Annotated in this window: 20 protein-coding genes; 9 read left to right on the plus strand and 11 right to left on the minus strand. The window is 72.7% G+C overall.

The features are described from left to right. Positions 1-23 precede the first annotated feature (23 nt). The 3 genes from ACIBO8_RS22150 to ACIBO8_RS22160 all read right to left on the minus strand — a co-directional run bounded on the left by ACIBO8_RS22150 (position 24) and on the right by ACIBO8_RS22160 (position 2694). Entirely contained in the window at positions 24-1754 is a 1731-nt protein-coding gene (locus tag ACIBO8_RS22150) for a DEAD/DEAH box helicase (RefSeq protein WP_396117190.1), read from the minus strand. A 90-nt stretch (positions 1755-1844) separates the two neighbouring features. Next, a complete protein-coding gene (locus ACIBO8_RS22155) occupies positions 1845-2459 on the minus strand; it encodes a trimeric intracellular cation channel family protein (protein WP_396117191.1) in 615 nt (204 codons plus the stop codon). A gap of 16 nt (positions 2460-2475) precedes the next feature. After that, entirely contained in the window at positions 2476-2694 is a 219-nt protein-coding gene (locus ACIBO8_RS22160; RefSeq protein ID WP_396117192.1) for a DUF3039 domain-containing protein, read from the minus strand. Positions 2695-2860: 166 nt separating this feature from the next. Between ACIBO8_RS22160 and ACIBO8_RS22165 the strand changes: the two genes are divergently transcribed. Further along, a complete protein-coding gene (locus ACIBO8_RS22165; protein ID WP_396117728.1) occupies positions 2861-3808 on the plus strand; it encodes a pseudouridine-5'-phosphate glycosidase in 948 nt (315 codons plus the stop codon). Then, positions 3805-4677, plus strand: coding sequence for a carbohydrate kinase family protein (locus ACIBO8_RS22170; RefSeq protein ID WP_396117193.1), 873 nt, complete (start codon positions 3805-3807; stop codon positions 4675-4677). Before ACIBO8_RS22165 ends, ACIBO8_RS22170 begins: the two co-directional genes overlap by 4 nt. Here the strand turns inward: ACIBO8_RS22170 and ACIBO8_RS22175 are convergent. After that, complete coding sequence (locus ACIBO8_RS22175; RefSeq protein ID WP_396117194.1) at positions 4674-5021, minus strand: DUF3099 domain-containing protein; 348 nt, start codon at positions 5019-5021, stop codon at positions 4674-4676. The two genes, ACIBO8_RS22170 and ACIBO8_RS22175, sit on opposite strands and share 4 nt — an antisense overlap. A gap of 130 nt (positions 5022-5151) precedes the next feature. Here ACIBO8_RS22175 and ACIBO8_RS22180 point away from each other — a divergent pair, with 130 nt between their 5' ends. Next, positions 5152-7515 carry a putative bifunctional diguanylate cyclase/phosphodiesterase gene (locus ACIBO8_RS22180; protein ID WP_396117195.1) on the plus strand — a complete coding sequence of 788 codons (2364 nt, stop codon included), beginning with the start codon at positions 5152-5154 and terminating at the stop codon, positions 7513-7515. Here the strand turns inward: ACIBO8_RS22180 and ACIBO8_RS22185 are convergent. Then, on the minus strand, positions 7469-8047 hold the full coding sequence (locus ACIBO8_RS22185) for an HhH-GPD-type base excision DNA repair protein (protein WP_396117196.1): 579 nt from the start codon (positions 8045-8047) through the stop codon (positions 7469-7471). The genes ACIBO8_RS22180 and ACIBO8_RS22185 overlap by 47 nt on opposite strands. Positions 8048-8118: 71 nt before the next feature. On the opposite strand from ACIBO8_RS22185, the gene ACIBO8_RS22190 reads away from it, so the two are divergent. Next, complete coding sequence (locus ACIBO8_RS22190) at positions 8119-8847, plus strand: GntR family transcriptional regulator (RefSeq protein WP_396117197.1); 729 nt, start codon at positions 8119-8121, stop codon at positions 8845-8847. Next, the gene (deoC, locus tag ACIBO8_RS22195; protein ID WP_396117198.1) at positions 8844-9548 is read left to right on the plus strand and encodes a deoxyribose-phosphate aldolase; all 705 of its coding nucleotides are present in this window, start codon (positions 8844-8846) and stop codon (positions 9546-9548) included. The genes ACIBO8_RS22190 and deoC overlap by 4 nt, the downstream gene beginning before the upstream one ends. Here the strand turns inward: deoC and ACIBO8_RS22200 are convergent. Next, on the minus strand, positions 9542-12769 hold the full coding sequence (locus ACIBO8_RS22200) for an NACHT domain-containing protein (protein ID WP_396117199.1): 3228 nt from the start codon (positions 12767-12769) through the stop codon (positions 9542-9544). The two genes, deoC and ACIBO8_RS22200, sit on opposite strands and share 7 nt — an antisense overlap. Positions 12770-12832: 63 nt before the next feature. Here ACIBO8_RS22200 and ACIBO8_RS22205 point away from each other — a divergent pair, with 63 nt between their 5' ends. Together ACIBO8_RS22205 and dtd are read left to right on the plus strand one after the other, a co-directional pair. Next, entirely contained in the window at positions 12833-13072 is a 240-nt protein-coding gene (locus ACIBO8_RS22205; RefSeq protein ID WP_396117200.1) for a hypothetical protein, read from the plus strand. Positions 13073-13091: 19 nt separating this feature from the next. After that, complete coding sequence (gene dtd, locus ACIBO8_RS22210; RefSeq protein ID WP_396117201.1) at positions 13092-13514, plus strand: D-aminoacyl-tRNA deacylase; 423 nt, start codon at positions 13092-13094, stop codon at positions 13512-13514. Here dtd and ACIBO8_RS22215 read toward each other — a convergent pair. Continuing rightward, entirely contained in the window at positions 13511-14296 is a 786-nt protein-coding gene (locus ACIBO8_RS22215) for a sporulation protein (protein ID WP_396117202.1), read from the minus strand. The two genes, dtd and ACIBO8_RS22215, sit on opposite strands and share 4 nt — an antisense overlap. 282 nt (positions 14297-14578) lie before the next feature. Between ACIBO8_RS22215 and sigB the strand changes: the two genes are divergently transcribed. Both sigB and ACIBO8_RS22225 read left to right on the plus strand, forming a co-directional pair. After that, the gene (gene sigB, locus ACIBO8_RS22220) at positions 14579-15577 is read left to right on the plus strand and encodes an RNA polymerase sigma factor SigB (protein ID WP_396117203.1); all 999 of its coding nucleotides are present in this window, start codon (positions 14579-14581) and stop codon (positions 15575-15577) included. Positions 15578-15641: 64 nt separating this feature from the next. Further along, positions 15642-15992, plus strand: coding sequence for a YrdB family protein (locus ACIBO8_RS22225; RefSeq protein ID WP_396117204.1), 351 nt, complete (start codon positions 15642-15644; stop codon positions 15990-15992). Positions 15993-16034: 42 nt separating this feature from the next. Here the strand turns inward: ACIBO8_RS22225 and ACIBO8_RS22230 are convergent, their stop codons facing one another. The 4 genes from ACIBO8_RS22230 to ACIBO8_RS22245 form a co-directional block, all read right to left on the minus strand. Beyond that, positions 16035-16919: a trypsin-like serine protease gene (locus ACIBO8_RS22230; protein ID WP_396117205.1), complete on the minus strand. Its 885-nt coding sequence runs from the start codon at positions 16917-16919 to the stop codon at positions 16035-16037. Positions 16920-17081: 162 nt separating this feature from the next. Continuing rightward, positions 17082-17831 carry an SRPBCC domain-containing protein gene (locus tag ACIBO8_RS22235; RefSeq protein ID WP_396117206.1) on the minus strand — a complete coding sequence of 250 codons (750 nt, stop codon included), beginning with the start codon at positions 17829-17831 and terminating at the stop codon, positions 17082-17084. After that, positions 17828-18139 carry an ArsR/SmtB family transcription factor gene (locus ACIBO8_RS22240; protein WP_396117207.1) on the minus strand — a complete coding sequence of 104 codons (312 nt, stop codon included), beginning with the start codon at positions 18137-18139 and terminating at the stop codon, positions 17828-17830. The genes ACIBO8_RS22235 and ACIBO8_RS22240 overlap by 4 nt, the downstream gene beginning before the upstream one ends. Before the next feature lie 70 nt (positions 18140-18209). After that, positions 18210-20807 (minus strand): GNAT family N-acetyltransferase, encoded by a 2598-nt coding sequence (locus tag ACIBO8_RS22245; RefSeq protein ID WP_396117208.1) that lies wholly within the window; start codon positions 20805-20807, stop codon positions 18210-18212. Between the last annotated feature and the right edge of the window lie 264 nt (positions 20808-21071).

Here is a 21071-nt window from a genome sequence, read left to right on the forward strand (position 1 = left end):
CCTTTTTCCTGCCCGTCCGACGCTCAGAAGGTCTGGATGGTGGCGATCCGCTCCTCGAGCTGCTCGATCGTCGCCTGGGCGCTCGGCGGGCCGCCGCACAGCCGCCGCAACTCGGCGTGGATCTTGCCGTGCGGCAGGTTGGTGCGGTGGTGGTGGGCGGCCACCAGGGTGTTCAGCTGGCGGCGCAGCGCGACCCGGCGCTCCGCCGCGCTCATCGTTGCCACCGGCTCCCGGGGGGCCGGCACGGCATCCTTGGGCGCCGCCGCGGCCGCTCGCTTCTGGGCGGCGATCTGGTCCGCCTGGCGCTTGTTCAGCAGCACCGCCACCTGGTCCGGGCTCAGCAGCCCCGGCAGGCCCAGGTATTCCTCCTCCTCGGGCGTGCCCGTGCGGGCTCCCGTGCCGAACGAGGCGCCGTCGTAGATGACCTGGTCGAGCTCCGCCGTGGCGGACAGGGCCTCGAAGCGCTTCTCGAGCTCGCCCTCGGCGTCCTCGGCTCGCTGGGCCCGTTCGAGGAGGGCGTCGTCGAGGCCGTCCGGGTCCTTGGGGGCGCCGAGGATGTGGTCGCGTTGCGCCTCCATCTCGCTGGCCAGGCCGAGCAGGTGGGGGACGCTGGGCAGGAAGACCGTCGCCGTCTCGCCCTGGACGCGGGCGCGGACGAAGCGGCCGATCGCCTGGGCGAAGTAGAGCGGCGTGGAGGCGCTGGTGGCGTACACGCCGACGGCGAGGCGGGGGATGTCGACGCCTTCGGAGACCATGCGGACGGCCACGAGCCAGCGGTGTTCCGAGGCCGCGAACTGGGCGATGCGGGCCGAGGCGCCCTGGTCGTCGGAGAGCACCACGACCGCCTTCTCGCCGGTGATCTCGTCGAGGAGCTTCGCGTACGCCCGGGCGGTCTGCTGGTCGCTGGCGATGACCAGGCCGCCCGCGTCCGTCATGCCGTGCTCGCGCAGCTTGGACAGGCGGGCGTCGGCGGCGCGGAGGACCTGGGGCATCCAGTCGCCCCGGTGGTCCAGGGCCGTACGCCAGGCCTGGGCGATCAGGTCCTTGGTCATCGGCTCGCCGAGGCGGGCGGCCAGCTCGTCGCCCGCGCTGGTGCGCCAGCGGGTCTCGCCGGAGTACGCGAGGAAGATCACCGGGCGGACGACGCCGTCGCGCAAAGCGTCGCTGTAGCCGTACACCGAGTCGGAGCGGGAGCGTTGCAGGCCATCCTGGCCGCGCTCGTATTCGACGAACGGGATCGGGTTCTCGTCGGAGCGGAACGGGGTGCCCGTCAGCATCAGGCGGCGCTCGGCCTCGTCGAAGGCCTGCTTGACGCCGTCGCCCCAGGTGCGGGAGTCGCCGGCGTGGTGGATCTCGTCGAGGATGACCATCGTGGGGCGGGTCATGGTGCGCCGCCGGTGCACCGCCGGGGCCATGCCGACCTGGGCGTACGTGAGGACGGCCCCGTGGAAGTCGCGCGAGCTGTGCACGTCGGCGTTGCGGAACGCCGAGTCGAGCTGGATGCCCACCCGGGCCGCCGCCTGCGCCCACTGGGTCTTCAGGTGCTCGGTGGGGCAGACCACGGTGACCGCCTCGACGGTGCCGTCGCAGAGCAGCTCCGCCGCGATGCGCAGGGCGAAGGTGGTCTTGCCGGCGCCCGGGGTCGCGACCGCCATGAAGTCCGGGGACCGTTTGCGCAGGTATCGCACCAGCGCCTTGCGCTGCCAGTCGCGCAGCGGGGGGAAGGTCTCCAGGTTCGGCAACGGCGGGCTCAAGCTGCGACGATCCCTTCCACTCACACAAACGCCCCCGCGGACTGCCGCGGAGGCTGACCCCAGCATAGCGGCGGGGACCGACGGGAACGGCTACGGCACGGCCACGGGGGCGGACCACCGGCGGTACAGGGCGAGCATGCGTACCGCCGTCATGCCGGCGGCCGCGGCGGCCAGGTTCACCGGATCGGCGACATCGAGCCAGCTCAGCACGGTGACCGAGACGGCGCCGCCGAGGGCGACCACCGCGTAGATGTCGCGCTGGAGCACCGCCGGGATCTCACCGGTGAGCAGATCGCGGGCCAGGCCACCGCCGATCCCCGTGAGCATGCCCACCAGGCAGGCCCCCACCGGCGGTACGCCGGCGTCGAGTGCCTTCAAGGTGCCGGTGACCGTGAACAGGCCGAGACCGGCGGCGTCGAGGAGCAGCACGCTGCGGCGCAACCGGTTGAGCTGCGGGTGCAGCCAGAAGACGGCGAGCGAGGCCGCGACGGCGGTGACCGCGTACCGCCAGTCGCCGAAGGCGAGCGGCGGCACCGCGTCGATGACCAGGTCCCGCAGGATTCCGCCGCCGAGGGCCGCGACGAAGCCCACGAAGGCCACGCCGAAGAGGTCGAGGCGCTTCGCGACCGCGGCGCTCGCGCCGGAGGCCGCGAACACCGCCACGCCGATCAGGTCCGCGACGAGGAGGCTGTAGCTTCCCGTCAACGGACGAACCCCCTGATCAACCCTGCATCGACTCGTAGATCTCCTTGCACTGCGGGCACACCGGCGAGCCCGGCTTCGGTGACTTCGTCACCGGGAACTTCTCCCCGCAGAGCGCCACCACGAAGGTGCCCATGACGGCGCTCTCGGCGATCTTCTCCTTGCGCACGTAGTGGAACATCTCCGGCCCGGTGTCGGCGTCTTTCGTCTCCGGGCGCTCGAGGATCTGCGTGCTCACGGCATCTGCCTCTCGTCGGTAACAAAGTTCTGCCCGCCACGTGCCCCCCGGTCTCCGCGGCAGAAGCTCCAACCCGCAAGTCTGACACCTCACGCCTGGTCGGTCCAACGACGGTCGCCCGGCTCGGCGCCGTACCGTTGCCATCGTGACCGATTCCACGCGGCCGGTGGGCCGCTTCACCATCCGTTACGGCGACCACGTGACCCGGGCCCGCCGCGACGGCCGCCCGGTGGTGGCGCTGGAGAGCACGATCGTCTCGCACGGCCTGCCCCGCCCCGACAATCTGCGGGTCGCCCGCGAGATCGAGCAGACCGTACGGGACAACGGCGCCGTACCCGCCACGATCGGGATGATCGGGGGCGAACTGTTCGTCGGCCTGGAGGATCACCAGATCGAGCACCTGGCCGGCGCGGACGGCGTCGCCAAGCTCTCCGTGCGGGACCTCGCCGTCGCGGCCGCGTCCGGGGCGGACGGCGCCACGACCGTCGCCGCCACCAGCGCGGTGGCCGCGGCGGCCGGCATCGGCGTGTTCGCCACCGGGGGCCTCGGCGGCGTGCACCGCGAGGCCGGCACGACGTTCGACGAGTCGGCCGACCTGACCACGCTCGCGCGGACCCCGATCGTCGTGGTGTGCGCGGGCGTCAAGTCGATCCTCGACGTCGGGGCCACCCTGGAACGCCTCGAGACGCTGGGCGTGTCGGTCGCCGGGTACGGCACCCGCCGCTTCCCCGGCTTCTTCGTCACCGACGGCGGCTTCGAGGTGGACTGGCAACTCGACTCCCCCGCCCAGGTGGCGGACGTGATCGCCGCCCGGGAGGAGCAGGGCGTGGGCGCCGGCGCGCTGGTGCTCGGCAACCCGCTGCCGGTGGACGAGCAGCTCGACCCGGAGCTGCACGACCGCACGCTGACCGAGGGCCTGGAGCTGCTCGCGCGCGACGGCATCACGGGCAAGGCGGTGACGCCGTTCCTGCTCTCGCACTTCCACAGCAGCACCGAGGGCAAGAGCCTGGAGGTCAACGTCCGGATCATCCTGCGCAACGCCGCTCTGGCCGCGCAGATCGCCGCGGCGGCCACCCCGGCGCACTCGGCGCTCGGCTTCGCACTCCCCGGATGATCATCGTCGTCGGGGACCTGGTCACCGACGTGCTGATCGCGCAGGCCGGGCCGCTCGCCGCCGGGTCGGACACGGATGCGCGGATCCGCGTCGGCGGGGGCGGGCAGGCGGCGAACACCGCCGCCTGGCTGGCCCACGCCGGCGCGGCGGTGACCCTGATCGCCGCCGTCGGCGACGACACCGCCGGCCGGGAGCGGGTCGCCGAGCTGACCGCCGGCGGGGTGCGCTGCGCGGTGCGGCACCACGCGGGCGCGGCGACCGGCAGTGTCGTGGTGCTCAGCTCCCCGGACGAGCGCACGATGATCACCGACCGGGGTGCGGCGCTGCTGCTGGATCCGGCGGACGTCACGGCGGCGGTCAAGGAGGTCCCGGGCGCGGTGCATCTGCACCTGTCCGGCTATCCGCTGCTGCACGCGGGCTCCCGGCCGGGCGGCCTCGCCGCGCTCGCGGCGGCCCGCGAGCGGGGGCTCACCACCAGCGTCGACGCGGCCTCGGCGGCGCCCTTGCGGCAGTCGGGTGACTTCCTGGATTTGGTACGCGGGACCGACCTGCTGCTGTGCAACGCCGACGAGGCGGACGTGCTGGCCGGACCGGGCCGGCCGGAGGACCAGGCGGGGTTGCTCACCGCTTACGCCCGGAACGTGATCGTCAAGCGTGGCGGCGACGGCGCCGTCTGGAGAATCCGGGACGGGGTGTTGCGGTCGGTCACGGGTGTCCGCGTACCGTCGATCGATCCGACCGGGGCGGGTGACGCCTTCGCGGCCGGCCTGCTCCGGGCATGGTGTTCCGGCGCGGAGCCGCAGGCCGCGCTGGAAGCCGGCGCGGCACTCGGCGCCGCGGCCGTGCAGAAGGTCGGCGCGCGGCCCTAGGGCTCGAGGTCGATGGTGCGGGGCGCGGGATCGTCCGGCTGCTGTTCCAGGGCGCGCGGGAGAGGCTCCGAGCGGGGAGCCGGCGGCTGGGCCCGGCGCTTCGGCGGGCGGTCGTTGGCGATCAGGACGGCCGCCCACGGCAGGAAGACCATCCCGGCGGCGCAGAGGATCAGCCAGACCGGCAGCAGGGGCGGCTTGACGCTGATGAGAATCGCGCCGGCGATCAGGCAGGCGGCGCGCACCGCCATCATCGAGACGTAGCGGATCTCGCGGCTGCGGAGCTGGTCGCTCTGGCTACGGGCGGCGTCGGTGATCAGCACCGGCCGCTCCGGCGGCTTCTTCACCGGCCCATCCTTGCACCGCGACGACCCCGGCGACCAGAATCGACGCAGCGGAAGCGGGCGGTTCGGCCGGTTCCTTCATTCTGTCGCCCGGCGACCGATCTAGAGTTTCGTGCGGCTGACCACACCGGTCTTGCAGCGACGCCGATGGGCCGGCGTCGCGCTCGTCGTCGTGGTTGCGCTCATCGGCGCTGCGGCGTCGTGGGGTGCCGCGCGCGACGCCCGCGCCGCCGAGCAGCGCTATGCCGCCCAGCTCATGGACCGCTACACCAGCGATCTCACCCGGGCGATCAACACCGAGATCCAACGGTACGGCGACACGCTCACCGACGTGGCGATCGCCCTCGGGGCGCAGACGGACCTCACCGCCGACGACTTCAACTGGATCACGTCCAAGGTCAGCAACCGGCGCCTGCCGGGCGCGACGGCGCTCGGCTTCGTCGTCTCGGCGCGGGACACGGGCGTCAAGACACTCGAGAGCTTCTGGCGCGGCCAGGGCGCGCACCACCTTCGGCTCCAGCCTGTCGGCAGCGGCATGGAGCACTCCTTCATGGTGTTCACGCGCTCGTTCGACGGCAGCCCGGTCACGGCGGGCTGGGACCTGAACTCCGCCCCCGAGGTGGACAAGACCCTGGATGAGGCGCGGATCATCGGCGGGATGGCGGTGAGCCGGGCGTACATCTTTCCCGCCGACCGGAGCCTGCCCGCGGCGGAACAGCAGCAGTCGGTCACCCTCGCCGTGCCGGTATACCTCCTGGGCGGCACCTTCCGCGGCTGGCTGACACTGGGCGTGCACGGGGGCGATCTGCTCAACGAGACCTTGCGTACGCAGTCGCACGGCGCCGTGAGCGCCGAGCTGATCGATCCGAACGGGGGCGGCGACGGTGTCATCGCCCGGTCCGCCGCGGGCCAGGCCCAGCCCTCCCGGACGTTGAACCGGGTGTCCTACATCGGCGCCGGACTGCGCACCTGGACGCTGCGGGTGCACCCGACCAGCCGGCTGCTGCAGGAGTCCGACCGCGGCATCGTGAGCTCCACCTGGGCCGTCGCCCTCACCATCACCCTGCTGCTGACCGCCCTCGTCGGCCTGCTCGCCGGCGCCCGGAACCGCGCCATGAGCAAAGTGGACGCGGCGACGGCAGCGCTGCGCCTCGACATCGAGCGCCGCCAGGAGGTCGAGACCAAGCTGCGGCAGCGCGAGAACGAGCTGCGGCAGATGGCGCTGCACGACCCACTCACCGGGCTCGCCAACCGGGCCGGTCTGGACGCCCAGCTGGCGCGGACGGTCGGGCGCCGGGAGGACGTGGCGCTGCTGCTCATCGACCTGGACGACTTCAAACTGGTCAACGACGCGTACGGGCACGCCGCCGGCGACACGATGCTGACCGAGTTCGCGCACATCCTGCGCTCGTCCGTACGGACCGAGGACCTGGCGGCGCGCATCGGCGGCGACGAGTTCGTCGTGCTGCTCACCGACATGCCGGACGACGACGGGGCGGTCAACGCCGCCCAGCGCATCCTGGCGTCCGCCGCGGCATCGCCGGTCCGCCTGGGCGAGGACCTGGTGCCCGTACGCGCGAGCGTCGGCGTGGCCACCACCCGCGTCGGCGACACCCCGAAGGAACTACTGCGCCGCGCCGACATCGCGATGTACCAGGCGAAACACCTGGGTACGCACGGCGCCCAGCTGCACGACCCCTCGATGACCGACCGCCGCGCCGCCGACGCCCAGCTCGGCGAGGACCTGGCCGGTGCCGTGGAACGCGGCGAACTGACGCTGCTCTACCAGCCCCTGGTCGACCTCTCCGACAGCCGCCCGATCGGCGTGGAGGCCCTGGTCCGATGGCAGCACCCGACGCTCGGCGTGGTGTCACCGGCCCGCTTCATCCCGATCGCCGAACGCAACGGCACCATCAGCGGCCTCGGCCTGTGGGTGCTCGAGGAGGCGTGCACCCAGGTCGCGGGGTGGGACGCCGACACGTACGTGAGCGTGAACCTGTCGCCGCGGCAGCTGCAGGAGCCGACGCTCGTGCAGGACGTGCTCGGCGTCCTGCACCGGACCGGCCTCGAGCCCGCCCGCCTGGTCCTCGAGATCACCGAATCGGCGCTGGTCGACGACGCCGCGGGCATCACGATGCTGGCGGCGTTCCGGGAGCACGGCATCCGCGTGGCCATCGACGACTTCGGCACGGGCTATTCGTCGCTGCACTACCTGACCCGGCTGCCCGTCGACATCCTGAAGATCGACCGCAGCTTCGTGGCGGAGCTGAACGGCACCCCGGAGGGCGCCGGCATCACCGAGGCCATCCTGCGCCTCAGCCACGCCCTGCACCTCACGACGGTCGCGGAAGGCATCGAGACCATCGAGCAGGCCGCCGAGCTGCAGCTGCTGGGCTGCGGCGTCGGCCAGGGCTACCTCTTCGCCCCGCCGCTGCCGGCGGAGGAGATGCTCAGCCTGCTGGCGCAGCCTTCGCCGCCGCCTTCATCTCTTTCTTGAACGCCCGCACCTTCGCCAGCGACTCCCCGTCGACGATGTCGGCCACCGACCGGTGGGCGCCCTCCTCGCCGTACGCGCCCGCGGCCTCCCGCCAGCCCGGCGGCTGGACGCCGTACTGCTTGCCCAGCAGCGCCGCGAAGATCTGCGACTTCTGCTTCCCGAAGCCGGGCAGGGCGGCGATCCGCTTGACCAGCTCCTTGCCGTCCGCGGCATCGCGCCACAGGTTCGCGGCGTCGCCGTCGTAACTGCCGACGAGCGCCCGGCACACCTCCTGCACCCGCGCGGCCATCGCCTTGGGGAAGCGGTGCAGGGCGGGCGGCTTCGCGAAGATCTCGATGAGCGCGTCCGGGTCGAAGCCGGCGAGCTCCTCGGCGGTGGGCGCGTGACCGAGCCGCTGCGCAAGCACGTACGGCGAGCTGAACGCCTTCTCCAGCGGGATCTGCTGGTCCAGCACCATGCCGATGAGCAGGGCCAGCGGGTCGGTGGACAGCAGCTTGTTGGCCTCGGCGTCGATGGGCAGGGAGAGCGTCATGGCGCACATCCTATGGACTTCCGGGTGCCGGCCGTGCAACATCTAGGTTGTCTAGACGACCTGGAGGAGTCATGGCGAAGACGCCGCTCTATGTGCGGATCGAGCGGGCCCTGCGCGCCCGCCTCGCGCGCGCCGAGCCCGGTGACATGGTGCCGGCCGAGTCCGCGCTCGCGGAGGAGTTCGGCGTCGCCCGGATGACCGTGCGTGCCGCCCTCAACGCGCTCGAGGCCGACGGGCTGATCGAGCGGGTGCAGGGCCGGGGCACGTTCGTGCGGCAGCGGCCCGCGCCGCGCGCCGCCGGCACGCTGATGAGCTTTCACGATCAGGTGCTCAGCTGGGGAAGGACACCGTCGTCGCGCCTGGTGGAGGCCGAGGTGCGGCCCGCGACGGCCGAGGAGGCCGCCGCGCTGCAACTGACGGCTGCCGCTCCGCAGGTGGTGTCGATCGTCCGGGTACGGCTCGCCGACGACGTCCCGTGGGCGATCGAGTACGCCTGCTTCCCGCCTCACCTCACCGCCCTGCTCGACGTCGATCTGGAGGCGGGTTCGCTGCACCGCGCCCTGCACGACATGGGGCTGCGGCCCACCCTGGGCTCCGCCACGCTCAGCGCCCAGCTCGCCGGCGCCGACGCCGGGCACCTGCAGATCTCCGCCGCCGAGCCGCTGCTGGTGGAGAGCCGGATCATCGTCGACCAGCATTCGCAACCCCTCGAACACTCGGTCAGCCGCTACGTCGGCGACCGCTACTCACTGCAGGTCACCTTCGACGTGCAGCCGCCCCGGACAGGAGACACCCGATGAACGTGGCCAAGATGATCGACCACGCGCTGCTGCGCCCCGAGCTCACCACCGACGACGTGCGGCGGGGCTGCGAGGTGGCCGCCCGGCGCGGGACGGCCTCCGTCTGCGTACGGCCGGCGGACGTGGAACTAGCCGCGGCCGAGCTCGCCGGCACCGGTGTGCTGGTCGGGACGGTGGCCGGCTTCCCGCACGGCAGCGTCCCGACGGCGGTCAAGGTCGCGGAGACGCTGGTCCTGGCCGAGGCCGGCGCCGACGAGATCGACGTGGTGCTGGCCGTCGGGCGGCTGCGGGGCGGCGAGACCGCTTACGTGTACGACGACCTGGCCGCGGTGGTGGCCGCCGCTCAGGGCCGGGTCGTCAAGGTGATCCTGGAGAACGCGTACCTCACCGACGACCAGAAGGTGGCGGGGTGCCGGATCGCCGAACGGGCCGGGGCCCACTTCGTGAAGACCAGCACCGGCTTCGCGCCGGGCGGCGCGACGCTCGAGGACATCCGGCTCATGCGGGCGGCCGTGTCGCCGTCCGTCGAGGTCAAGGCCGCCGGCGGGATCCGTACGCTGGACGACCTGCTGGCCCTGCACGAGGCCGGAGCGACCCGCTTCGGATCGACCGCCACCGAGTTCATCCTCGACGACCTCGCGGCCCGGGAGAGTGGCGAGCGCCCCGCGGTCGCCACGGTGGGCGCCGACGGCGACTACTGATCCAGCGCCCGCTCGACGCGCGCCGCGAGCAAGCGGTCCGCTGCCAGCACGTCACGGGCCTCGGGGTCGGCCATCGCCGCTGCCGCGTCGGGCGCGAGGTGTTCGCGCAGGCTTCGCAGGTGCGCGTGCAGCAGGCTGCCCTCCAGTTCGTGGAGGGCGGCGAGGGCACGCAGCTGGTCCACGGGCGCCAGGCGGAGCCGGCGGAGGTCCATCTCGCCGAGGAGTTCGGCCAGGCCGTGGCCGCCCGGCGCCCGCACCGCGACGAGGCACTCCAGCACCTCCGGAACCGCGCGCCGGAGGTAGCCGCTGCCCGCCACGAGCCGCAGCCAGGCGAGCACGTCCCCGACCGGCAGCCGGCCCGCGTCCCGGGACAGCATGCCGAGCAGCAGCCGGGCCGCCCGCCCGAAGTGCAGCTGCGAGGCCGCCTGTTCCGGGCCGCCGCCGAACAGCGTCGCGATCGCACGGTCGTAGTCGGCGGCGAGGCCTGCGGAGCGGCGGGCCGAGCTGACCCAGACCCGGACCAGGCAGTGCGCGACCGTGTCGGCGTCCTCCTCGCCCACCGCGACGATGGTGGTGAGGGCGTCCGGCATCCAGCCGGCAAGGGGCTCGACGGCCATCCGGAGCAGGTCCGCACCGGTGCCCGCGGTCAGCTGAAGGCGGTTGGCGACCCGGTCGTAGGGCACCGTCCCGCCGGCGGCGATCCAGTCCAGGTCGACGGCCGGGAAGCGGCGCTCGGATGTGGGATCCAGCACCAGGTCACGGCGGTCGCCGTCCCGCGTACGGATCACCGTCAGCGTGGCCACGAGCTCGTTCCAGATCCCGGAAGGCACCGCCGCCTCCCACTGCAACGCCGCGCCGCGCAGCCACGATGCCGGGTCTCCCGCGTGGACGAAGAGCTCGGAAGCGCGCAGCGGCTCACCGCAGGCGAGGGCGAGCAGGGTCAGATTCAGCGAGTACGTCGCCATCAGGTGATCCACCCGCTTGTCGACCGGCCGGTACTCGTGCGCCGGGTACGCCGGCCGGATCAGGGCGGCACGCAACGCGTCCACCAGCCACTCGCGGATCGCGGTGCGGTCCTCCCCGGCCAGCAGTGACGAGACGAAGGGCAGGACGGTCGCGCGCGCCGCCAGCGGAGAATAGCCGAGCAGCGTCTGCACCAGCCCGTCGTCGCGGCGCCCGCCGCCCAGGGGTAGCCGCGCCAATGCCGCCCGGGCAGCCGTCTCCCGCAGGGCGCGCACCACCAGCCGGGCCACCAGGAACTCGCCGAAGGTGGCGTGCAGGAACTCGTACGTCTGCAGGACCCGGTCGTCCTGAGTGGCCCGCGACCGCTGGATGAAGAAGAAGCGCCCGATCAGCTCCTCCCCCGCGGTCAGCGGCCGGTGGAACGCCTCGGTACGCCCCGGCGCCACCCCGGTGATGCCGAGCGCGGCCAGATCGGCGTCGAGTTCCCGCTCGGTCACCGACTGACGCAGCCGGTTGAACATCGCGAACGCCACCACCGACAGCCGGACCAGCTCCTCCTCGACAAGTGGAGGCACCGCCGCCTCCGGCTCCCGCGGGTGCAGGCGCCGTACCTCGCGCTCGGCGAAGCTGGTGAGCAGTCGTTCGTAGAGCTCGGCGGTCTCGAGCGTGTCGTCGCCCTGCAACGCGTGCGTGGCGGCGTCGTAGAGCGCGAGCATGAGCAGCAGCAGCGGCTGCTCGCAGAAGTCGGGAAACCGGGTGAACACCCCGGACGGCAGCGGCCGATAACCCGGGCGGCCGGCGTTCACCCGGTCCCACGTCGCGAGCCAGGCCGCGACCTGGGCCTCGTCGAAGCCCTCCAGCCGGACGGCGAGCGCGCCGCCGGGGAGCCGGGCGCGGTCGGCCACGGCGAGGCGGCTCGTGACCACGACGGCCACCGGGCGCCCGAGCACGGATTCGCGCTGCTGGAACGCCGCCACCCGCTGCAGATAGTCGGACTGGTGGATGCCGGTCGCCTGGATGAGCTCGTCGAACCCGTCGAGCAGGATGACCGGCAGGGCGCCCGCCGCCGCGCGGGTGAGCTCCGGCCAGGCGACGGTCTCCCCGATCGCCGTACGGACGGCCAGCTCCACCTGGTCCTGCACGTCCGCCTCGGCCGGCACCTCCCGCAGCACGACCCGGACCACCAGGAAATCCGCCGCCGGCAGCCGGGCGGCGAGCACCCGGGTCAGCGCCGACTTGCCCGCGCCCGGCTGCCCGAGCAGCACCAGCGGCGCCTCGGCGGCCTGCGGCGTGGTGAGGTAGCCGGCGAGGAAGGCCGCGAGGTCGGCGCGTACCTCCCCGGCCCACCAGGACTCCTCGGCCGGATTCGACCCGGGCACCGCCGCCCTGGCCCGGAACCGCGGATCGAGGTACGCCTCCCCCAGCGTCGGGACCCGTACGTTCCCGGCGTCCCCGTGCACGACCGGCTGCTCCAGGTCGGCCCGGTACGCGGCCGCGAGCGCCGCCCGCCAGCCCTCGGCGCGCCGCTCGGACCCCATCCGCTCGAGCAGCTCCCGCAAGCCGCTCAGGCTGTGGCCGATGGCGCGCGACTCGGCCCGCTGCACCCACACACCGAACTCCGGTACGTCCAGCGCCAGCCGGCAGCTCATCTCCTCGTACCGCCGCAGCGCCAGGCCGGGAAGGCGGTACTGCAGGAGCTCGCTGGCGGCCCGGCGCTCACGGTGGCTCGCGGCCTCCCACACGGCGAGGCCCGCGACGAAGTCGTTCAGGCGCAGGCTCGCCGCCAGGAAGTAGTCGGTCAGACTCGCCGAGAGTTCCTCGTACGGCAGCTCGGGTGCGGGGACGGGGATGGTGGCGGTGAACAAGTGCTCGAGCCAGGCGCCGTCGACACGGGTGCCGATGGCCAGCCTGAGCTGCTCGTCGCGGGTCAGCTGCGGCGATGCCACCCCGCTCGCGGTCACCACCTCGTCGAAGGCCTCGAAGAAGGCGGCTACCACCAGGACCGCGTGGGAGGCCTGGAGCCGGCTGCTGCGGTCGTGGCGCGCCAACCCCCGTACCGTTTCATGGATCCTGCCGGCCACCGCGTGGCCGAGCCGGACCATCTCGGTCTTGGCGTCGAAGAGCGAGAGCGCGACCTCGGAGCCGCCGGCGGTGGCGACCGACAGCACCCCGCCGATGAGATCGTCCACCGCTCTGGCCGCGGGGCCGGCTCCGTCCAGGAGCTTGACGGCATCGACGTAGCGCAATCCCCGTGGCATTCGACCATGATGTCGGCGCGGAGCCCGGTTTGTCACCGCGCACTTCGGGCAACCACTGCCACCATGAGCGACTACAACGACGACGACCCGGGCCTGTCCAGCACCATTCCCGCGGGAACGGACCCGGAGCAGCTGAAGGACGGCGGCCCGCCGCCCGAGGGCGGCGGCATCATGACCACCACCGGCGGTACGGCCGGCCCCAACAGCTTCAAGCCGCAGGCCCGGCACGGCCAGGGTGTCGCCAACACGACCACGGGCGACGCGACCACCGGCGCCATGGACCCGGACCCGGCGGTCGACTGACCCGCTATCGTCTGCGGCGATGAAGGCCCTGATCCAGACCGTCAGCCGGGCGAGCGTGACCGTGGACGAGCAGGTCGTCGGTAAGATCGAGGACGGCCTGCTCGTGCTGCTCGGCGTCACCCACACCGACACCGCGGCGCTCGCCGGGACCATGGCGCGCAAGGTGCACGAGCTGCGCATCCTTGACGACGAGCGCTCCGCTCTCGAGGCGGGCGCGCCGCTGCTGGTGGTCAGCCAGTTCACCCTCTACGGCGATGCGCGCAAGGGCCGGCGGCCCACCTGGTCCGCGGCCGCCCCCGCCGAGGTCGCCGAGCCGCTGGTCACGGCGTTCGTCGAGGCATTGCGGGCTCGCGGCGCGACCGTGGAAACCGGGCGGTTCCGGGCCCACATGCTCGTCGAGAGCGTGAACGTGGGCCCGCGAACCGTCCTGCTGGAGCTCTAGAAGAAGCCGCGGCGCTGCGCGGACTGCTGCAGCCAGCCGTTGAGCTGCGACGTCCAGTCGACCTGGTCGACGGTGTGGTAGTCGACGTCGAACCGGCCGAACGCGTCGTGGCCCTCGGTGAAGAGGCCGCCGCGCTTGTCGATCTCGAGCACCACCTGCAGCTGATGCGGCGTCGGGATGAAGGTCACCTCGAGCTGGTTGATGCCGTGCGCGAACTGGGCCGGCGGGTAGAACTCGATCTCCTGGTAGAACGGCAGCGTCTGCTGCACGCCGTACACGCGGCCGCGCTCCACGTCGGCGCGGCTGAAGCGGAAGCCCAGCCGCAGGAAGGCGTCGAGGATGCGCTCCTGGGCCGGCAGCGGGTGCACGGCCACGGCGTCCAGGTCACCCTTGTCGACCGCCCGGGCCACTTCGAGTTCGGTACGCAGCCCCATGGTCATGCCGTGCAGGTGCTGGCCGTACACCTCGGTGATCGGGGTCTCCCACGGCACGTCGAAGCGGAACGGGATGTCGTGGCGCGCGCCCGCGTCGAGCTTGAACGAGCCGGTGAGGCGCTGGCGGTGGAACTCCTGGTCGGTGTTGTACTCGCTGTCGCCGCTCTCCACCTCGACCCGGGTGGTCAGCCCGACCGCCACGTACTCGATGTCGACGGCGTGGTCGCCGCCCACGACGTGCACCTGACCCTCGAGGTATCCGCCGGGCCGGCAGTTGGGATTGGCGAGCACCGTCTCGACGGACGGGCCGCCCACGCCCATCGCCTGCATGAACCGCTTGAAGACCACCGAACCTCCTTGTCGACCCCGTTCCTCCTCGCAGATTACCGGTCCTGGACAAGACATTCGGAATTGCGCCGCGGTCGGTAAATGTCCCCTCAATACGGACGCACTGTCGGGTCTCCGACCTCAGGGTTCTCCCTGATTCATGCCACCCGTACGCCTGCCTCACCTCGGCTTAACGCCCCCCGGTCCAAACTTTTGATCACCGGCACGAATGCGGCTGGGTAGCACGACATCGTTTAGCGGGGATCGGTTGAGCGGGGAGGGGACTGAAAGGTGGTCCTGCAGATGAAGGCGACGGAGTCCACGGTGGTTACCGCCGAGAACATCATTTCAGACGGTGTCGAGGCCCTGGCCGATCTGGACGCCACCGACGAGCGCGGAGTGTCCGCGGACCTCGTCCGGGCGTACCTCAACGGCATCGGCCGCACCCGCCTCCTCACCGCCGTCGAGGAGGTGACCCTCTCGAAGCGCATCGAGGCCGGCCTGTACGCCGAGGAGAAGCTCCCCGACGCCGCCGAGGACCTCGCCCCGCTGCTCGAGATCATCGTCGCCGAGGGCCGCGCCGCGAAGAACCACCTGCTGGAGGCGAACCTCCGCCTCGTGGTCAGCATCGCGAAGCGCTACACCGGCCGCGGCATGGCGTTCCTCGACCTCATCCAGGAAGGCAACCTCGGCCTGATCCGCGCGGTCGAGAAGTTCGACTACACCAAGGGCTACAAGTTCTCCACGTACGCCACCTGGTGGATCCGCCAGGCCATCACCCGCGCCATGGCCGACCAGGCCCGCACCATCCGCATCCCGGTGCACATGGTCGAGCAGGTCAACCGCATGGTCCGGGCCCGCCGCGACCTCGCCACCCAGCTGGGCCGCGAGCCCGCCGTGGCCGAGATCGCCAAGGCCATGGGCGTGCCCGAGTTCCAGATCATCGAGCTCATCTCGTACGACCGCGAGCCGGTCAGCCTGGACCAGGCGGTCGGTGAGGACGGCGAGAGCGCCCTCGGCGACTTCGTCGCGGCGGTGGACCCGAACGCCGAGCCGGGCGGTGCCGTCGCCCAGGGCGAGCTGCGCAACGAGGTCGAGATCGTGCTGGCGACCCTGTCCGAGCGCGAGTCCGCGGTGATCCGCCTCCGCTTCGGCCTCGACGACGGCCGCCAGCGCACCCTCGACGAGGTGGGCCGCGAGTTCGGCCTGAGCCGCGAGCGCATCCGCCAGATCGAGAAGGTCACCATGTCGAAGCTGCGCGACCCGGAGCGGGCGTCGCGGCTGGAGGCCTACGCCAGCTGATCATCCGAAAGGCCGGTCGCATCCCGCGGCCGGCCTTCGTCGTGCCCGTGGCATCATCCGCGGCATGAAGGCGCTCAATCTGGCCCTGCGCTTCGGCCTGGAGGTCGCGGCGCTGGCTGCTCTCGCGTACGGCGGCTGGCACGTGCCGGGCCCCGTGTGGCTGCGCATCCTCGCGGCGGTGGCGTTGCCGCTGGCCGCGGCGGTGGTGTGGGGACAATGGGTGGCCCCCAAGGCTCGCCGTCCCCTTGCCGATCCCCTGCGCCTGCTGCCGGAGTGGGTGGTCTTCGGCGGGGCGACGACCACGCTGGCGGCGACCGGCCACATTGTTCTCGCGGCGCTGCTCGCCGGTCTGGCCGCGGCGAACCGCCTGGCCCTGCACCTGCTGGCCACCACGACCGGCGGCGAACCAGCCTGACCGGCCGGGGACTCCCCCGACCGGTCGTCGCTGTGGTTCGCCCTACGGCAGCGTCACGTACTGCCCGAGGAACGTACGGGCCGTGTCCGTGTCCATCCGGTACACCACGTTCGTGGCGTAGCAGGGCCCGTCGCCGGTGATCGTCGTGGCGGCGAGCATCCGCTTGCCGCCGACGGTCAGGAAGTTCGGGCCGCCGGAGTCGCCGTAGCAGGCGCCGCCGAAGCCCCGGCTCTCGTTCATCGCCAGACGCACCCAGGTCGGGTTCAGCGCATTGAAGCCCAGGGACGCCTTCATCCGTACGCCGCCGCCGGGGTGGGTCTGACCGCCGGGGCCACGCTGGGCCTCCTGCGTGCCGTACCCCGCGGCCAGCCACTCGGACGCCGCCAAGGTACGGCTGCCCAGCGAGGCCAGCTGGTTGCGGGCCGGCAGCGTGGCCGGGGTGAACGACCAGCGGCTCGCGAGCGCGGCGGCCTGCTTATCGGTGAACGTGATCACCGCGATGTCGTGGGAGTCGGCGGAGTTGCCCGGGTAGGCGGGGCTGGTGTGCTCGGTGCCCGCGACGCCGACGGCCGCGGCGACCTGCGCGGGGGTACGGCCCGGCACCGCCTTCGCCGCGTCCAGCGCACCCTGCACGTCCTGGGCCAGCGAGACGTAGAACCGGGCACCGGGGGCCCAGTCGGTCGTGCAGTGGGCGGCGGTCAGGAAGACGTCGGTGTCGATCATCGTGCCGGAGCAGTACCAGTCGACGACGTCCGGCGTGGCGGGGTCACCGTCCTCGTCCCACTGCACGATCAGGGCGCCGACCTCGGTGCGCTCGGGGGCCGGCTGCGAGTTGTAGGTATTGATCGCCGATGCGGGCGACGCGACGGTCAGCACGACCGCCGCGGCCGCTGCGGACAGCGACGCCACGAAAGCGGAACGACGCAAGGCTTCCTCCACTGGGGTGATCCAGGCGTTGAGATTCCGGCAGCCAACCTCAACCGCCGCAGATCCGGAAGGGTTCCGGGTGAAGATCAGCAGCTCAGGGGGGCTGTGCTCACCTGCATCGGCAATGTCGGCAACCCCCGTTCTGTGGTATGCGCCGCCCGCTCAGCTCAGCGTCATACCGGTGATCATCGGTGTCCAGGGGCGGACGTGGACCTCGAGCAGGCCGGTGGCGACGCTGCGATCGTCCTCGTTCGCCGCGCGGACCACGTCCGGCACTTGCGAGGCGTCGCTCAGCCGCAGGATGGTCATGCCCTCACCGCTGAGCGGGAACGGACCGGCTGCGACGAGGATCTCGCGCTCCCGCAGCCGCGCCAGAAAGGCCGGATGACCGGCGAAGCGAGGATCGGCGAACACGTCGTCGACGCCGGGCGCGGCCGTATGGTGCAGCACGAGCCACACCGGTTCACCGCCGTCGGCGTTTCCGGGGATCTGCTCCGCGAACGCGCCGACGACAGCCGGCCATCCGTTGCGGTACTCCTGCCGGCCGGCGACCGGGTCCGGGTAGTTCTCCCAGCCCGAGTGTTCGATCGTCACCAGGGTCTGCGCCGCGGTGACCGGCACGAAGAGCACTGCGACCTCGCCGGCCCGGTCCGCACCGCGCCCCGGGTGCCACGTCATCCGCAGCTCGTGCGGCGGCCGCCACTGCAGCACGGTGCCCCACTCGGCGACCTCGCCGTCCGGGCCGGTCTCGATCAGACGGCCGTCACGGAACTCGACAGTCGCCTTCTCGCCGTGGACGCTGAACCGGGCCAGGGGCCACCAGGCGCCGATTCGTTCGACGAAGACCCGGAATGCGACGTCGGCCGCGGCCGGCACGGCGACCTGGCGGCGAATCGGCGGCAGGGCCTTCATGCGTCCTCCTGTTGGGCGGTGACGTCGTCCGCGTACGCGGACAGGGCTGCGTCCCAGGTCTGCACCAGCCATTGCTGGAGGGCGACGAAACCCGGCGGCGCCAGCAGGTACAGGTTCCGGGTGCCGACGCTGCGATGCTCGACCAGGCCGGCACCCTCGAGGACTTTGAGGTGCTTGCTGACGGCCGGTCTGCCGACCGGCAAGGTGGCGGCGAGCTCACCGACCGGCAGGGGTCCGGTGTGCAGCCGCTCGACGATCCGTCGCCGCATCGGGTCACCGAGGGCGTCGAAAACCGGGTCCGCAGTCATTGGTTCCTCTCTGGTAACGGTTACCGTAGAGGAACCAAGGCTTCCGGGCAAGCGGGCGGCCCGGCTCGACTCAAGCGGTGTGGAGCCGGCGGGGGCCGGTGTCCTGCCGGGTGCCGGTCTCGCCGATCTCCACCGAGGCGTGCAGGACCGCGTACCCGTCCGGGCGGGCCAGGACCGGGTTCAGCGAGAGGGCGCGCAGGCGGGGATGCTCGTCCGCCAGGCGGCCGACGCGGAGCAGCAGGTCGATCAGCGCGTCCCGGTCGACCGGCTCGGAGCCCCGGTAGCCGTGCAGCAACGGCGCCGCACGCGGCTCATCGACCAGGGCCTCGGCGGCGCGGTCGGTCAGGGGTGCCGCCCGCCAGGCGAGGTCGCCGAGGAGTTCGCTGGCCACGCCGCCGAGACCGAAGCCGACCACCGGCCCGAACGCCGGATCCTCCACCACCTCGACCGTGCAGGCCACCCCCGGCGCGACCATCGACTGGACCAGCACGTGCGGCCCGAACGCCGCCGCCAGCTCCCGGTAGGCCGCGCGGACGTCGTCCTCGTCGGCCAGCGCGAGGCGGACCGCGCCGAGGTCGATGCGGTGACGCAGCGCCCGCCCCGCCGCCTTCAGCGCCACCGGATACCCGAGGGCGGCGGCGGCCGCGGTGGCCTCGTCGATCGTCGACGCGTACGTGGAGGGCTCGAGCGGGATCCCGTACGCGGCCAGCAGCTCGGCCGGCGACCCCTCGACCTCGGCCGCGGCGGCGTCCACACCGGACAGCACCGGCAGCACGCCCGGCGGCCGGCGCAGCCAGTCGGCGTAACCGGCGACCCGGCCCAGCGCGCGTACCGCCTCCTCCACCGACGGGTACGACGGCACCTTCGCCGGCAGCCGCCCGAGCAGGAACGTCGCGACCGTCGGCTTCTCCCCCGCCAAGGCCACGCTGCCCAGAGCCGCGGCGAAGTCGGCGTCCTCGTCCGGCAACTGGCCGGGCAGGGGCGGAGCGAACACCACGACGAGGGCGTCGACCCGGTCGTCCACCGCCGCGTCGGCCAGCGCATCGGCGAAATCGTGGGCGCTCGCCTGCGGGCTGATGTCGTGCGGATATCCGTCGGCGACGACGAGCCCCTCGGCCCGGCAGGCGGCCACCGCGAGCCCGGACAACGCCGAGGAATTGCCCACCACGGCGACCCGGCGGCCGGACGGCAGCGGCTGGTTGGCGAGAAGGACACCGACGTCGAACAGCTCGGCGACGGTATCGACACGGATGACGCCGGACCTGGCGAAGAGCGCGGTCACCGCCTTCGTGTCCGGCCCGGGCAGGTCGCCGGCGAGCCCCGGCGGGCGCGTCGCCGACGCCACCGCGACGACGGGCTTGACCCGGCTCATCCGCCGCGCCAGCCGGGCGAACTTGCGCGGGTTGCCGAACGTCTCCAGGTAGAGCAGGACCACGTCGGTGCCCGGATCGTCCTGCCAGTACTGCAGGAGGTCGTTGCCGGAGACGTCGACGCGGTTGCCCGCCGACACGAAACTGGACAGGCCCAGCCCCCGGCGGTCGGCCTCGGCCAGCAACGCCACGCCGAGCGCGCCGGACTGGCTGAAGAAGCCCACCCGGCCCGCCGCCGGCAGCAGCGGCGCCAACGTGGCGTTGAGGCGTACGGAAGGATCGGTGTTCGCGATTCCCAGGCAGTTGGGGCCGACCACGCGCAAGCCGGCAGCGTGCGCCGCGTCGACCAGGGCCCGCTGGGCGATCGCGCCCTCCGGACCGGCCTCGGCGAAGCCGGCCGAGACGACCACCAGTCCCCCCGCGCCCGCGGCGGCGGCGTCGGCCACGGCGTCCGCGACCCCGTCCGGGGGTACGGCGATGAGCGCCAGATCAACCGCAACACCGGCCGCGGCCGCCGACCGGTACGCCGGCAGCCCCGCCACCCGCTCGGCACTGCGGTGCACGGGCACGATGCTTCCGGTGTAACCGCCGTCCCGGATGTGCGCCAGCACGGCCGCGCCGACACCCTGGCCACTGGCGCTCGCGCCGTACACGGCGACACCGCGCGGGTGCAGCAGCCGCGCGATGGACTTCGCCTCCGTACGCTGCTCGCGGCTCTCCTGCACCTCCCGGGACTTCTCGGTCGGGGCGATGGGAAAGCCGAGGTGCACGACGCCGTCGGCGTACTTCCGCTGAACCTGGTAGCCGAAGTCGCTGAACACCCGCAGCATCCCGCCGTTCTGCGGAAGCACCTCCGCGACGAACCGCGAGATGCCGTTCTCCCGGGCGGCGTCGGCGAGGTGCTCGAGCAGCACCGATCCGATGCCCCGCCCCTGATGCGCGTCCTCGACGACGAACGCCACCTCGGCCTCCGGCGACCCGGGCCCGAGCCGCTCGTACCGTCCGACAGCCATGATCCGCGCGCCGGAGACGATGACGAACGCCTCCCGATCGCGGTGGTCGACGTTGACGAACCGCTCGAGGTCACGTTCGGGGATGCGCGGGTACGGGGAGAAGTAGCGGAGGTAGCGGGTGCGGTCGCTCATCCGTGAGTGGAAGTCCACGATCGCGGACGCGTCGTCGGGGCGGATGGGACGCAGGTGCACGGCGCTGCCGTCGGAGAGCAGCACGTCGGCTTCTCTGGTCACCGGTGTCACCTCCCAAGTCTGGCGCCGGACGAGCGGCGCCGCCGCACGCATCGCCCAGCTTGCCGCGCCGCGGTCCGGGCCGAAGAGCCGCGGGAATCAAAGCCGTCGGACGCGGGCCGGCTCCCTCGGGCCTTCGGCGACGTCCGGGTCCGGCCTGGACCGGCCGTCGGCCGCCCGGCGGGTGGGACCGCCCGGCCGCAGCCGACCACGCCGCACAGCTCCGTGCGGGTCACTCCTGCCCGCACCCGGCACCGCACGGCCCACGCGCTCCCGGCCCACGCGCTCCCGGCCCGCGCGCTCCAGGCCCACGCGCTC

The sequence above is a fragment of the Actinoplanes sp. NPDC049681 genome (assembly GCF_044465265.1).
GTDB lineage: Bacteria > Actinomycetota > Actinomycetes > Mycobacteriales > Micromonosporaceae > Actinoplanes.

Coding starts and splice junctions, on each gene's coding strand:
- ACIBO8_RS22245 (WP_396117208.1), bottom strand. CDS start 20,807: ATGCGTGCGGCGGCGCCGCTCGTCCGGCGCCAGACTTGGGAGGTGACA.
- ACIBO8_RS22205 (WP_396117200.1), top strand. CDS start 12,833: ATGAGCGACTACAACGACGACGACCCGGGCCTGTCCAGCACCATTCCC.
- ACIBO8_RS22200 (WP_396117199.1), bottom strand. CDS start 12,769: ATGCCACGGGGATTGCGCTACGTCGATGCCGTCAAGCTCCTGGACGGA.
- ACIBO8_RS22190 (WP_396117197.1), top strand. CDS start 8,119: ATGGCGAAGACGCCGCTCTATGTGCGGATCGAGCGGGCCCTGCGCGCC.
- ACIBO8_RS22235 (WP_396117206.1), bottom strand. CDS start 17,831: ATGAAGGCCCTGCCGCCGATTCGCCGCCAGGTCGCCGTGCCGGCCGCG.
- ACIBO8_RS22170 (WP_396117193.1), top strand. CDS start 3,805: ATGATCATCGTCGTCGGGGACCTGGTCACCGACGTGCTGATCGCGCAG.
- ACIBO8_RS22185 (WP_396117196.1), bottom strand. CDS start 8,047: ATGACGCTCTCCCTGCCCATCGACGCCGAGGCCAACAAGCTGCTGTCC.
- sigB (WP_396117203.1), top strand. CDS start 14,579: ATGAAGGCGACGGAGTCCACGGTGGTTACCGCCGAGAACATCATTTCA.
- deoC (WP_396117198.1), top strand. CDS start 8,844: ATGAACGTGGCCAAGATGATCGACCACGCGCTGCTGCGCCCCGAGCTC.
- dtd (WP_396117201.1), top strand. CDS start 13,092: ATGAAGGCCCTGATCCAGACCGTCAGCCGGGCGAGCGTGACCGTGGAC.
- ACIBO8_RS22240 (WP_396117207.1), bottom strand. CDS start 18,139: ATGACTGCGGACCCGGTTTTCGACGCCCTCGGTGACCCGATGCGGCGA.
- ACIBO8_RS22225 (WP_396117204.1), top strand. CDS start 15,642: ATGAAGGCGCTCAATCTGGCCCTGCGCTTCGGCCTGGAGGTCGCGGCG.